The 12,184-nt window shown below is 38.1% G+C and carries 15 protein-coding genes; 10 read left to right on the top strand and 5 right to left on the bottom strand.

Annotated elements, in window-relative coordinates:
* Positions 1-96: 96 nt before the first annotated feature.
* From A5889_RS10700 to A5889_RS10660, 9 genes are all read left to right on the top strand, one after another.
* Positions 97-1,422 (top strand): TPM domain-containing protein, encoded by a 1,326-nt coding sequence (locus tag A5889_RS10700; protein WP_254909576.1) that lies wholly within the window; start codon positions 97-99, stop codon positions 1,420-1,422.
* A gap of 273 nt (positions 1,423-1,695) precedes the next feature.
* On the top strand, positions 1,696-2,307 hold the full coding sequence (gene rpsD, locus A5889_RS10695) for a 30S ribosomal protein S4 (protein WP_087641881.1): 612 nt from the start codon (positions 1,696-1,698) through the stop codon (positions 2,305-2,307).
* Between the two features lie 950 nt (positions 2,308-3,257).
* On the top strand, positions 3,258-3,530 hold the full coding sequence (locus A5889_RS10690; protein ID WP_087641880.1) for a TIGR04197 family type VII secretion effector: 273 nt from the start codon (positions 3,258-3,260) through the stop codon (positions 3,528-3,530).
* 15 nt (positions 3,531-3,545) lie between these two features.
* The gene (locus tag A5889_RS10685) at positions 3,546-3,911 is read left to right on the top strand and encodes a DUF3958 family protein (RefSeq protein WP_087641879.1); all 366 of its coding nucleotides are present in this window, start codon (positions 3,546-3,548) and stop codon (positions 3,909-3,911) included.
* The gene (locus A5889_RS10680; protein ID WP_087641878.1) at positions 3,889-5,322 is read left to right on the top strand and encodes a DUF6883 domain-containing protein; all 1,434 of its coding nucleotides are present in this window, start codon (positions 3,889-3,891) and stop codon (positions 5,320-5,322) included. Before A5889_RS10685 ends, A5889_RS10680 begins: the two co-directional genes overlap by 23 nt.
* Positions 5,323-5,332: 10 nt before the next feature.
* Positions 5,333-5,539: a DUF4926 domain-containing protein gene (locus A5889_RS10675; RefSeq protein WP_087641877.1), complete on the top strand. Its 207-nt coding sequence runs from the start codon at positions 5,333-5,335 to the stop codon at positions 5,537-5,539.
* 233 nt (positions 5,540-5,772) lie between these two features.
* A complete protein-coding gene (locus A5889_RS10670; protein ID WP_087641876.1) occupies positions 5,773-6,432 on the top strand; it encodes a hypothetical protein in 660 nt (219 codons plus the stop codon).
* 12 nt (positions 6,433-6,444) lie between these two features.
* Complete coding sequence (locus A5889_RS10665) at positions 6,445-6,930, top strand: DUF2247 family protein (protein ID WP_087641875.1); 486 nt, start codon at positions 6,445-6,447, stop codon at positions 6,928-6,930.
* Positions 6,931-7,016: 86 nt separating this feature from the next.
* Positions 7,017-7,253: a hypothetical protein gene (locus tag A5889_RS10660; RefSeq protein ID WP_087641874.1), complete on the top strand. Its 237-nt coding sequence runs from the start codon at positions 7,017-7,019 to the stop codon at positions 7,251-7,253.
* Between the two features lie 459 nt (positions 7,254-7,712).
* On the opposite strand, the gene A5889_RS10655 is transcribed toward A5889_RS10660, so the two are convergent.
* Together A5889_RS10655 and A5889_RS10650 are read right to left on the bottom strand one after the other, a co-directional pair.
* Entirely contained in the window at positions 7,713-8,381 is a 669-nt protein-coding gene (locus A5889_RS10655) for an ABC transporter ATP-binding protein (RefSeq protein WP_087641873.1), read from the bottom strand.
* Between the two features lie 26 nt (positions 8,382-8,407).
* Positions 8,408-9,493 carry an ABC transporter permease gene (locus tag A5889_RS10650; protein ID WP_087641872.1) on the bottom strand — a complete coding sequence of 362 codons (1,086 nt, stop codon included), beginning with the start codon at positions 9,491-9,493 and terminating at the stop codon, positions 8,408-8,410.
* Positions 9,494-9,685: 192 nt separating this feature from the next.
* Between A5889_RS10650 and lepB the strand changes: the two genes are divergently transcribed.
* Positions 9,686-10,231, top strand: coding sequence for a signal peptidase I (gene lepB, locus A5889_RS10645; RefSeq protein WP_087641871.1), 546 nt, complete (start codon positions 9,686-9,688; stop codon positions 10,229-10,231).
* A 54-nt stretch (positions 10,232-10,285) separates the two neighbouring features.
* Here the strand turns inward: lepB and A5889_RS10640 are convergent, their stop codons facing one another.
* The 3 genes from A5889_RS10640 to A5889_RS10630 form a co-directional block, all read right to left on the bottom strand.
* Positions 10,286-10,900 (bottom strand): YktB family protein, encoded by a 615-nt coding sequence (locus A5889_RS10640; protein WP_087641870.1) that lies wholly within the window; start codon positions 10,898-10,900, stop codon positions 10,286-10,288.
* 20 nt (positions 10,901-10,920) lie between these two features.
* Entirely contained in the window at positions 10,921-11,502 is a 582-nt protein-coding gene (locus A5889_RS10635) for a GNAT family N-acetyltransferase (RefSeq protein ID WP_087641869.1), read from the bottom strand.
* Positions 11,503-11,593: 91 nt separating this feature from the next.
* The gene (locus A5889_RS10630) at positions 11,594-12,106 is read right to left on the bottom strand and encodes an isoprenylcysteine carboxylmethyltransferase family protein (RefSeq protein WP_087641868.1); all 513 of its coding nucleotides are present in this window, start codon (positions 12,104-12,106) and stop codon (positions 11,594-11,596) included.
* Positions 12,107-12,184: the final 78 nt, after the last annotated feature.

Here is a 12,184-nt window from a genome sequence, read left to right as displayed (position 1 = left end):
TATCTATTGAACAAGAGACATCGGGTTGTTTTATAAAAAATAGATAGCCTTTGGAGGAAGATTTTGCCAAACTATGGGGAAAGTAAGGTGAACGAAATGATAAAACAAGGACAGGACACTAACGTAAAGAAATTAAATCAACGAATCGAAAACCAGTATAAATCCATGCGAGCAACAAACAACGTATTCTCAGTCATTCTCTTGGTTGTCTTAATGATTTTTATAGGTCTTTTCAGCCTATTTTTCTCAGCGAGCGCTAGCTATAACGAAAAAATGACTGCTTTTGACCAAGAGCTCAATACTCTTCAAGAAGAAAAAGCTGCGATCGAATCTGGAAAAATCATCACAGCTGAGAAATCCTTTGACACGATTTTACAAGAAAATTTGGCGAACTTAAAAGAGTACCCTCAATCAGAAAATAATTATACGATTTCTATTGAAGGAACGAACAGTCAAATCACACTCAACAAAAACAATATTTTTATTTCAGACAATGCAAATATGCTAAATAAAGAAACGAAACAGAAGATCTATGAGCTAAACAAACAATTAGCTGCCAGTACCAACGGAGCACAATTAGAAGTCATCACTATCCCTGAATTACCACGCGGGGAAGATATCGAATCTTACGCCAATAAATTATTCAATCAACTGGGGATCGGCGATAAAAATGAAAATAACGGTATTTTATATCTGATTGCCTTGGATGACCGCGAATTTCGTTTAGAAGTTGGTTACGGATTAGAAGGATTGATCCCTGATGGAACGGCTGATTCGATCATCAATGATGACGATGTCGTTGATGCATTTAAAGATGAAAAATATGACCAAGCAGTAAACCAAGTGCTCGATCAAGTATTTCCTCTAATGAATACCAAAACTGCTTTAGTCGATTCTAAAATCAATCAAGTCGAGAGTCAAAAAAGTGCTGCTAAATGGGGTCGTTGGTCATTAGGGATCTTTCTATTTTTTGTTTTATTGACGAATTTGATCCTAGTGATCCGGAGTCTTTCTGCAGGAAAAGCTTTAAAACAAACCTATGGCGACTATCAAAACCGAATTTCAGACTTCACAAATGAAGATGCAGCAACACAACTCGCTGAAATGAAACAAACAAACTTCTACCACCTGATGTTAAGCGGCAGTTCGTTGATCGCTTCAAAAAGAAAATTACGCCGTTCGATCGCTCAAGGTCGCTTATTGAAGCATCCTTCAGCACAAAGAAAAGCGTTTGGACGGGTCTTGATCGGCGATACCCTTTATTCAGGAGACGGGTATGTATTAACCACAACTTACCTTACGTCTAACTATAATTCTGCCAACTGGTCTGACAGCAGTAATGGGTCTGACGGCGGCGGTTCGTCTTGGGGCTCATTCGGTGGCGGTTCATCTGGTGGAGGCGGTGCCTCAGGCGGGTGGTAATTACTTGGACTTATGCAAGAAAAAGCTTGAGTTATCCACTATTCTGAGGTATACTAACCTTTGTGTAAAATAAGCAGCAGAAAAATAATAGACTCGTCAACAGTTCATTGCCTTATTGTTGAGCTTTCCAGACTAAAACGTCTGATCAGCTTTTCAGGTTCGACTGCGTAACCGCGGCTGCAAAGGTGAAGGTTGAAGAATGAACTGCACGATTATGAATTTTTCAGAAGATTATTTTACTCCAAAAAACTTATTTTATTGGAGGAATTTTGAATGTCACGTTATACAGGACCATCATGGAAAATCTCTCGTCGTCTAGGTATCTCTCTATCAGGAACTGGTAAAGAACTAGCACGCCGCCCATACAAACCAGGACAACACGGACCAAACAGCCGTGGTAAAGTTTCTGAATATGGTATGCAATTAACTGAAAAACAAAAATTACGTCATATGTACGGTATGAACGAACGTCAATTCGTTAACTTGTTCGTTAAAGCAAGCAAAATCAAAGAAGGTAAACACGGGGTTAACTTCATGATCTTACTAGAACAACGTTTAGATAATGTTGTTTACCGTTTAGGTCTTGCAACTACTCGTCGTCAAGCACGTCAATTAGTAAACCACGGCCACATCACTGTAGATGGCAAACGTGTAGATATCCCTTCTTACCACGTTGAAGTTGGTCAAGTGATCTCTGTTCGCGAAAAATCTCAAAACGTTGTAACAATCAAAGACGCTGTTGAATCAACTGTTGGACGTCCAGCATTTGTAAGCTTTGACGCTGAAAAATTAGAAGGTAGCTTCACTCGTTTACCAGAACGTGATGAATTATATCCTGAAATCGACGAAGCACTTGTCGTTGAATACTACAACCAAAAACTTTAAGATTCACTTCTTGGGAATCTTTGGACGCAAGTCAAAAAGAAACGACCGAAAATCTTTTACGATTTTCAGTCGTTTTTTCTTTGTATAACAAAAATATAAAACCTACTTTAAGTGATAATTATGTTGAAAAAGCATTGACTTTGGTTTGTCATTAAGGGTAGAATTGAGGCAGATAGAACGAAGGAAATCTAGCATTGCTAGACAAAATAAAAAGGCACTCTGCAGGAAGATTGGCGTCGACCTACAGAGCCTTATACAATCAGATAACGCTGATCGTACAAGTTGCCCAAGTCAATTTTCATTGACTGTATTTATTTTACTCAATTTTCGTGTGAATTACTAGCTTTTTTTGCACCTCAATTGCGTTTTTAAATAACAGATCGATGCTTATTTATTGAACTTTTGCACGGTATCAGCGGGTAGCTGATACCGTGTTTTTTTCGTTCTATCGGTCAAGCAAGGAAGCAGTCGCACCGAAAGAGTGAACAGCAAATAGCTCTTTGGGTGTACAGAGGTTGAGAAAAAAGCGTTCAGCTCTGAGAGCTAAGAAGAAGATCATGAAAATTGCTTTAAAAATTTTTGTGATGTTCGGTTTAGTTCCGAAGCCTTCAACTCTTAGTGCTTTAGCACTTAGAATTTGATGAGATCGAAGCGTAGCGTAGTAGATGCTTTATTCTCACCGTTTATTAAAAGCAGTGAAAGCTGCTCTGACACCGACGAGTTGCCCTAGTCGATGCGCACAAATGAAACAAATGCTCATTACCCAATTTTCCAAAAATCGACGGTTCCTTGCTTGAACTATAATGAAATCAATTTTGATGCCAATTGCTCCATAAGTAAGAAAAGTAATGTTTATTTTTAAATAGAATTATAATACATTTTGTAGGCATTGTAATGCGAAGTGTGTTATTCTAAAAAGATAATATTAAATAACGAAATGAGGTGATTTTATGATCGAGTTAAATGAAGCAGAAACCCAGAAACAAGCCACTCAAATCGTGCTGGCGAACGATCGCTTGTCGCTTTCAAAAACAGTGACGTTTTCTTCGGGGACGACGGTTCTCGGCAATGCCACGGCTGAAAGTACCTTTCAACAGCTGAAGAAAAACCCGGCAACGATCCAGCAACTACTCAACAGAGATGTAGCTTCTATCCAAACTGCAGTCGCAGCATTTAAACGAGCAGATCAACAAGCGAAGCAGCTATTTACACGACTTCCGTAACAAAGGAGAGAAGGAATGACCCAAAAGGAGTTACAAGAAAAACGCAGAGAAAATGAAGAAAAACAAGAGGAAAATCGTACGCTCAACACGTTGTTGGAACGAAACATGAGCGAGACAGAGCACTTATTTACCAGAGAACGTCACCATAACGACCAAGTTCTCACTTACTTTCATCGGCAGGAAGAAGGCCACCTTTTTGAAGAACTCACAGAAGAATCACGTGTAGCCGAACGCCGTTTCTTTGATGCAATGACGGACGGACAAGAAACATTACACAAAGAAAACCGTCGCCTAGAAGATGAAAGCGACCTTCTTTACGAAGCAGAGCTGCAACAGCTGAGAAAGGAGGATGAGGTTGATGGTCAAAATGATCATTGGTGAAGTCCAAACGCAAACAACAGAAATCAAAGCATTTGGGCAAGCATATAGCCAAGCGTTAGAGTCAGTGACTAGTGCCACGCAAGGCATACAATTAGCAGTCGGCTTGAATGGTGCAGGTATGGAGTCGATCAAAGACTACCTTTCCACTGTCTATCCAGCGCTTTGCAAAGCGGAGATCATGCACAGTGAAGCAGTTGTGCAGGCGAATGAACGGTATGTGCAAGGCTATCTTTCAACATGCGGTAGTGAAGATTTAGATTCCGAAGAATTACAAGCGCAAATCGATGAAGCCAACGCGCTGATTCAAGGATTCCAAAGCTCGAGAGAAAACTACGCCCAACAAAAAAGAAGCTTATCAGACGAAAAAGAGCAACTGCTAGGAGCAGTCTTTCAAGCGGCAATCGCCAGTATGTATGCGGGAATTACACGAAATCAAGCGAAAAAAGCAAAGATACAAGAAAAATTAGAGAAGTTCCTTGATTTCTGCAGACAGTCTACTAGTTATTTTACTGGGATAAAGGATACTGGATCGCTAGTGGCTAAAGGTATGCAGGCATTGGGTGTCAGTGAAAAAGGACATGTTGGTCCATGTGCTTGGAATGGAAAAGGCTTTTCCTTAACCGATCGAACTTGGATTAATAATGTCAATCAAAATTGGACCAAGCGTGAAAAAGCCATCGAAGTCAAGGATAGGAAAATACTTGATGGCTGCACGATCATCCACATCATCGATGCCGACCGCGGTGTGGATATGTATATGTTTGAAAAAAATGGTCGACGGTATCCAGTAAGTGAACAGGATTTGTCCGATAACCTAAGAAAGCTCATAAAAAAATACGACTTAGATGTGGTAGAATTAAGTCCGACAGAAATGGACCGCCGAGTGACCGAATTTCAAAAAAGCGGAAAAGATTATTTCAGTGGTGCGACAGTCAATATGTTTGGTTTTAACGGCTTAAACTATATACAAAGTACCGTAAATGATTTGAAAGAATCTGGATTTTGGGATGCTGCATGGGGTGTTGGACTGACAGTGGCTGCGGTGAGGAATGCGCAGGCAGCTGGTAAGAAAGCTGGTGGACTTAAAAATCCTAATTTGACTCAAGAAAGTATCAATTCTAAATTGGATGGTTATCTGTTAAATAAGGAACATCCAGTTGGAGGCTCAAAAGCTAATTGGTTTGATAAGGCACTTGGCTTTAATAGAAATAATAGTCAGCAATTAAGTAAGCAAATTACCTTTGATAAATCGACAGCCGTTCAAACATCTGTAACTGATTACGGAACAAAGTATAGTCAAATCATTCCGATTAAAGGAGTCAACGGAAAAATTATTGATGTTGAATTTGTTTGGATAAAAAATAATGATGGAGTTGTTCGTTTAGTGACCTCGATTCCAACGAAAAAGTAGGTGAGTCAATATGTTTAAAGAATACGATGTTGTATATAGCACAGTAGAAATAGACAAAAGAGTTCCGATGGGAACTAAAGGTGTAATTATGATGATATTAGATTCAGAAAATGAAGTGTATGAAGTAGAATTTGTAGATTTAGATAATGAAACAATTGAAGTTATCGAGGTTAAAGGAACTCAGATAAATAGAAAAGACGCTTTATCACAAGACTAGCAAGAAATAAACTAACCAATTAAGTTACTAAAGGCTAGCCATATTTATTGGGCAAAACTCCCAAGAATTTTTTGAGCATTCTTTTAAATTTTAGTCCGATAAGTTGTATATTATTAAATAAGATATCAGAAGAATCTACTGATATCTTTTTTATATACTATAAAAGTATTTATACATGATAAAAACCATGGTGCGGATATGTTGGTCGTCGTTATCCAGTAAGTGAGCAGGAGTTGTCCGATAATCTAAGAAAGCTCATAAAAAAATACAACTTAGATGTGGTAGAATTAAGTCCGACAGAAATGGACCGCCGAGTGACCGAATTTCAAAAAAGCGGAAAAGATTATTTCAGTGGCGATACAGTCAATATGTTTGGTTTTAACGGCTTAAACTACATACAAAGTACCGTAAATGATCTGAAAGAATCTGGATTTTGGGATGCTGCATGGGGTGTTGGACTGACAGTGGCTGCGGTGAGGAATGCGCAGACAGCTGTTAAAAAGTCTGGTGGGACTAATCAGAAGGTTATTTCTGACCTTGAAAGTCCTGTTTTAAATGGACGGCGAGTTGAAAGTGGTGCAAAAGTTGATGACATAAAACCTGTGTGGGGGAAAGATCCAAAAGGAAAACCTGTTATAGAAAAAGAATTTCCACAAGTTGCTAAAGAACATGGATTTCCTGATATAATTGATAATTATCCAACGGCTACAAATGAATATCCTTTAGTTGGAGGAGATGGTATTGATAGAAAATTCTTTCAACTTGAAGGTCGTAACAATGGTAACAGTGGTGTTTTCGAATGGATTGTTGAGCCCAATGGAGACATAAGCCACAGAAGATTTATTGATGGTGGTGTTTTAACAGGAAAACCAAATCAAATACCTAAAAAATAAAAGGAGAAAAAAATGGAACTAATAGATTTAAAAAACAATCAAGTAAGTTATACTTGGGAAACAATCTATATCGGAGTTAATCAAAAGTTCTTTGAATCAAAAATAATTTCCGATTATGCAATAGAATTGCTGGAAAGTGGTGATGAAGATGACTTTATTATCGAGCTAGCTTGGGGTATTGATTCTAATAATTTACAACAAGTATTATTTGAATTAAAAAATCGATACTTTCCTGATTTAGAAGAAGGCAGTGAGAAATATAAAATAGAAGAACGAAAACTTAGATTCGTTTATCTTTCTAAACTAAACGAAGCAGTTAATGATACTGATGATTTATTAAAAAAAATAGCAGAATTTTATGGAAATAATGGCTACCCAGAAGATATGGTTGAATTTATAAATTATATGCCTCAAGAAAAACCTACTTCAAAAGAAGATTTAGTCAATAGATTTCACCAATTTTTAAGTTTGGAAAAAAATAAAATAAAACAAAAATGAAAATCACTTTACCATATGATTTGCAACTTGGCTAGCAAGCTATAACTCATCAATCAAATGGTCAGTCCCTTGAAAGGAGACACAACATGTTTATTTTCCCAAAATTTCTACTACAACATCTAGGAATACTCTTTGGTTATATTTTTAACATAGGATTGTCACTAATTTTCTTAAATATGGCAATCACAAGTATCTTTGAAAAAGACTACGAGTCATTTATTTTTTCTTTAATCGTCGGTATCCCACTTTCTGCATGGACCATTTATTTGATTCGATCAGGATATTCAGAGCATAAAGAACAAGAAGAACAAAAAAAGAGCTAGTGTGAAAAGTGAATCCGCGTGCTGTCTGAAACCAAACTAGCAAGTACCTACTTACTAACATAACTATTTTCTAAAAGGGACTGGGACATAACTCTACGAGTTACGCCCCAGTCCTTTTTAAAACGAATAAACGGTGGAAGCAGAAGTAACTACTACATTACACTTCGTTTCGATCTCATTAACTTCTACGCATGAAACATGCTAGATTTAAAGGGCTTCGCTTCGTTCACATCAACTAACGCATACAGTTTCACTATTGTTCAAAGAACAAAGTGAAGCTAGCAACATTCTACGTGCTAAAGCACTAAGAATTGAAGGCTTCGGAAATAAGCTGAAATTGCTGTAAAACACAACGAGGAACGATTTGATGCTTTCTCGTCAAAGACTCGTCGCAGATAAACAGTGTTGCACAGTCCCTACTTGGTTCTTGGAGTTGAACACTTCTTTCCCATCCTCTTTCTATTGCTTCGTAAGCACGCCATCTTTCATCACGAAGACGTCGTCACAATACTCGATCAACCGCTGGTCATGAGTTACCATGATCGTGGCTTTGTTTTTTTCTTTGGTTTCTCTAGCCAAGATCTTGACTACTTCAAACGCCCGCTCGGAGTCTAAACTAGCTGTTGGCTCATCTGCTAAAATGATCGAAGGATCATTGTACAGCGCTCTAGCAATTGCTACACGCTGACGTTCTCCTCCAGAAATTTCATCAGGATACTTGCGTTTTAATTTCTCTATCCCCAGCTGTGTTAATAACTCATTCACTTTAGCGGTATCTGTTTTTACCTTTTTTACTTTATCCACTAAACGAAGTTGCTTTTCCACAGTTAAAAACGGTACTAAATTTGATGCCTGTAGAATAAAACCGATTTCGTCAAAACGAATCTTGGCTCTCTTCTTTTCGTTTTCCTGACTGAAAGCGGCATTATTGATTTTAACTTCACCACTTGTTGGCGTTTGAAGCCCGCCTGCAAGGGTCAAAAATGTACTTTTTCCGGAGCCACTCGGACCGATCACTGCTACAAATTTCCCTTTTTCCACAGAAAAGTTGGTTTCTTTTAATGCTTCGATCATTGTATCTCCATCAAGAAATTTTTTATCCACAGCTGAAAACTCAATTGCGTTCATCTTCGTCACCTACTTCTTTTTTATTATCAACCAATTGCTTTTAATGGATCGATCTTCACGATCGTCCGTACAGAAAATAATGCCCCTAAAACAGCAATCACCAGCATTGCTCCGCCGATCGCTAAGAAAAACAGCCAATTACTTTGAAACGGTACTGCTGTCGGTAAAACAAACGAAGTTCCTACTGTTCCTAATAAGCCCAAACTTATTCCTAATACAGCTAATACAAAGGTTTGAACGATGACCGAAATTGAAATGTATTTTCCAGAGATCCCTTGTGCTTTCATGATGCCGAAAATCGTTGCTTTTTGCATCGTCAGTACATAAATAAATATCCCTATGACGATCGCCGCGATCACGATCAAAAAACCGATCATAAATCCAAAAGTCAAAACCTGAGCATTATAACCTGGAAGCTTATTGATAAATGTTTGAATGCCATAGCTTTTCAAATCATTACCAGCTAAATCAACATTCTTCATCGCACCTTCTTTTGCACGAACGACGACTGCATTGATTCGAGCATTCTCTGTCGTATCAACTTTCTCAAAACGGATTTCTTGAAACGTATTGATCGAAACGTACAAAACTGGTGCCACATTGAATTTTGCATTCTCTGTAAACCCGACAATTTTAAGCTTCTTCTCATTACCGGCAAGTTTGATCGTATCTCCCAATTTGAACCCATTCTCTTCCTTCAGGCTATTATTTACGACGGTTTCATCATCAGTATCGAAGGCTCTTCCTTCGACAATATCAGGCATCAGAAATTCATCTTTATTGATGCCAAAGAAACTAGCATTGACTTTTTCAGCTCCTTTTTTATCCAGCTGGATGACTGCCGCTGTTTGCCCCAAAGCTGCCTTTTCTTTGGCAGTCACATCATCCAATGACTTCAACGGAATCATCGACATATTGATATTTGTATTGGATTCATCAGACAAAACGATCCCATCTGCCTGCCACTTATCCACAGCTGTACGATTGTCTTGTGCCAAACCATAGGCAAGCCCTGTTAAGAAAAAAACTAAATAAGAAATTAAAAACATAACGCTGATGATCAAGGCATACCGTAATTTTGATCGTGTAATTTCATTCCATGCTAAAAACATTTTATCCTCCTCCTTATCGATCGATAAGTTTTGTAAAAATTATAGCAAATTTTGACTTACACAACAAAAAATCTGCTTGAATAAAAATACCTCCCCTTGTATTTGATTATTTTTACTCCTTAAGTCTTGTTTTCTTCCCCTATTTTCTTTGATATACTAAATCCATAACTATACGTAAAGAGAGGCGTTATAATGAAGAAAAAGCATCCTCATTTATACACAGTGATTCATCTAGCTGTTGCCGTGGCATTCGTTGTGTTTCTTAGAAATTTCGTTTTGACACCGGTAGAGGTCATAGGTATATCTATGGAGCCTACTTATCATGAATCTGATCGTTTATGGCAAAGTTCGCTGATCAAGCCCCAGCGCTTTGACAATGCGACTTTCCCTAGTCCTCGAAACGGAAAAAGGATCGTCAAACGAATTATTGGACTTCCAGGAGATACGGTACGCGTCGAAAATGACCAGCTTTACATTAATGACAAGGCTTATGATGAGCCTTACTTAGATGAAGCAAAAGCGAAATTGACGGATGGGGAGCCTTATACAGAAGATTTCTCTCTAAGCACGATTGACGTTGGTGCTGAAAAAGTGGTTCCTGACGGACATTTTTTTGTTCTTGGGGATAACCGAAGACGCGCAGATGATAGCCGTTATTTTGGCTTTGTCGATCAAAAGGATATTTATGGAGTCGTTTATTTCCGTTACTATCCTTTAAATAAGATCGGCTTACAATAATCGACAAAAAACATTGAAGCAAGAGGAATGATTCCTCTTGCTTCAATGTTTTTTTTACTGATGTTTTTTAGCTAATCGATATAGCGGCAGTAATGCTTCATAGGTTTGCAGCATATATTCACGTGCCTTGTCTGGGTCATTCAGTAAAGAATCTGTTTTTTCAATGATTCGCCCAATTTGAAATTCCCCTTTTTTCACATCTCTAAAACGAATCAGGATTTTTTCTAAATCTGCTTCTTTTAGCAACTCTATTTTGGGCTGAGTATGATCGATCGATATATAGAAATCATCCGGTAATTGCTTAAACAATTTTTGGTTGTCTAAAAAGGCCTGCGCAATTTCTTTTTCGTTCTTAGGATTGTCGATCAAAGATAGCCACATGAATAGATAGTCCGGCCAAATGCCTAATTGGAAATGAGCGTCCATTTTATAGCCGCGTTTTTTTTGGCTCAATGCAGACCATGTATTTTCTGGCGGGTAAACTGTTCTACGTCGATGCTGGGCGATATGGACAAAAAATTCTGTTTCCAGCTGGTCTCCTAATTTTGCTGCAAAATAGTCATCCAGTTCTTGAAATTTTGGTTGGATCGAAGCCCGAATGCCCTCCATTCTTGCATCTAATCCTTCTATTGTGAACACATCAAAATCTTTTTCAGTAAACATCAACATTGCCGTCATTTCTCCTCTTACTAGTTCTTTATTTTCTCTTGCAGCTGCTGCCATTCTTCGACCGTAATTCCGCGCAAAACATCGGTCACGACCTTGCCCTTCCACATCCGGGCGTTAGGAACCGTACCTTCAATTTTCATCCCGATCTTTTCCATCACACGTCCTGATTTTGGGTTATCGATATCATGGACCGCACAAATTCGAATCAGCTTGAGCTCTTCAAAACCAAGACGCAGCAATTCATTGGCCGCTTCTGGCACGTAGCCCTTGCCCCAGAATTTTTTATTCAGCGTATAACCAATTTCACCATTATTGTGCTTCTCTTCTACCCGCAGATCGATCGTCCCGATAAACCGACCCGTTTCTTTTAAGGCTATGCCATATTTTCCTAAAGGAGCACAGACAAAATAGTTCGCAATACTTTCTTTGGTGTCTTTGAGCGATTGATGGATCGGAAAAACATAAGTGACAGTCTCCTCATCAGAGGCATACTCATACATCTCTATAGCGTCATCCAATGTCACTGGTCGTAAAATCAAGCGCTCTGTTTCCAATCGTTGGTTCTGGGCAAAAATCAAATTACGATTGATCACTAATTCCATATCGTCACCTGCTTTTTATACTACTTTACAGAAAGACGAAACGCCATGCAAGTTAATTTTGAACAAAGTAAAAAATAGTCGTTGATGATACTCAGATTTCCTCTTTAAATTGCTTATTCACTTCATTTTCTTCTCTGATTCTCAACATAAGGATAACCATGTAAATAGGTAAGCCGATGATCCCTGTCAGCCAAGCATGAAAAAATAGTATTATCCCTATCAATTCAGGAATGATATTAAGAAAATAATTTGGGTGTTCGATCTTTTTGAACAACCAATGATCAACATACACGTGATCACTCGCAACCATCAGTTTCACCGTCCAAAGCTTACCCAACAAGTGAATGATATAAACTAAAACACTATATGAAAACCCGATCAATAACAGTCCTATCATACTAACTGTGTCTAAGCTGACCTTTCTCACGATTCCCTCAAAAAAGGCAGAAAAGTAAATGATCGTATGAACGATCGCCAATAGAAAAGAAACTTTTGCTCCGTACTCTCTTCCGCCATTCGCTAAAATTGCTTTTTCATTTTTGATTGAATATCTCAAAAAAAGTAACCTAATGCTTGAAAATATTAAAAAAAACAAATAAATCATAGTATACCGCTCCTCTGTGTCTAAATATCACCATTCCTATTTTAGAACAAATCAGAACGATTAACAATACTTTTAAAA

It is taken from the genome of Enterococcus sp. 9D6_DIV0238 (assembly GCF_002174455.2).
Classification (GTDB): Bacteria; Bacillota; Bacilli; order Lactobacillales; family Enterococcaceae; genus Enterococcus_L; species Enterococcus_L dunnyi.
This window is presented reverse-complemented; position numbering and strand designations above follow the sequence as displayed.

What these genes read in the sequence shown, in the direction of transcription:
- A5889_RS10700 (WP_254909576.1), top strand. Translation starts at nt 97, where the DNA reads ATGATAAAACAAGGACAGGACACTAACGTAAAGAAATTAAATCAACGA.
- rpsD (WP_087641881.1), top strand. Translation starts at nt 1,696, where the DNA reads ATGTCACGTTATACAGGACCATCATGGAAAATCTCTCGTCGTCTAGGT.
- A5889_RS10690 (WP_087641880.1), top strand. Translation starts at nt 3,258, where the DNA reads ATGATCGAGTTAAATGAAGCAGAAACCCAGAAACAAGCCACTCAAATC.
- A5889_RS10685 (WP_087641879.1), top strand. Translation starts at nt 3,546, where the DNA reads ATGACCCAAAAGGAGTTACAAGAAAAACGCAGAGAAAATGAAGAAAAA.
- A5889_RS10680 (WP_087641878.1), top strand. Translation starts at nt 3,889, where the DNA reads ATGGTCAAAATGATCATTGGTGAAGTCCAAACGCAAACAACAGAAATC.
- A5889_RS10675 (WP_087641877.1), top strand. Translation starts at nt 5,333, where the DNA reads ATGTTTAAAGAATACGATGTTGTATATAGCACAGTAGAAATAGACAAA.
- A5889_RS10665 (WP_087641875.1), top strand. Translation starts at nt 6,445, where the DNA reads ATGGAACTAATAGATTTAAAAAACAATCAAGTAAGTTATACTTGGGAA.
- A5889_RS10660 (WP_087641874.1), top strand. Translation starts at nt 7,017, where the DNA reads ATGTTTATTTTCCCAAAATTTCTACTACAACATCTAGGAATACTCTTT.
- A5889_RS10655 (WP_087641873.1), bottom strand. Translation starts at nt 8,381, where the DNA reads ATGAACGCAATTGAGTTTTCAGCTGTGGATAAAAAATTTCTTGATGGA.
- A5889_RS10650 (WP_087641872.1), bottom strand. Translation starts at nt 9,493, where the DNA reads ATGTTTTTAGCATGGAATGAAATTACACGATCAAAATTACGGTATGCC.
- lepB (WP_087641871.1), top strand. Translation starts at nt 9,686, where the DNA reads ATGAAGAAAAAGCATCCTCATTTATACACAGTGATTCATCTAGCTGTT.
- A5889_RS10640 (WP_087641870.1), bottom strand. Translation starts at nt 10,900, where the DNA reads ATGTTGATGTTTACTGAAAAAGATTTTGATGTGTTCACAATAGAAGGA.
- A5889_RS10635 (WP_087641869.1), bottom strand. Translation starts at nt 11,502, where the DNA reads ATGGAATTAGTGATCAATCGTAATTTGATTTTTGCCCAGAACCAACGA.
- A5889_RS10630 (WP_087641868.1), bottom strand. Translation starts at nt 12,106, where the DNA reads ATGATTTATTTGTTTTTTTTAATATTTTCAAGCATTAGGTTACTTTTT.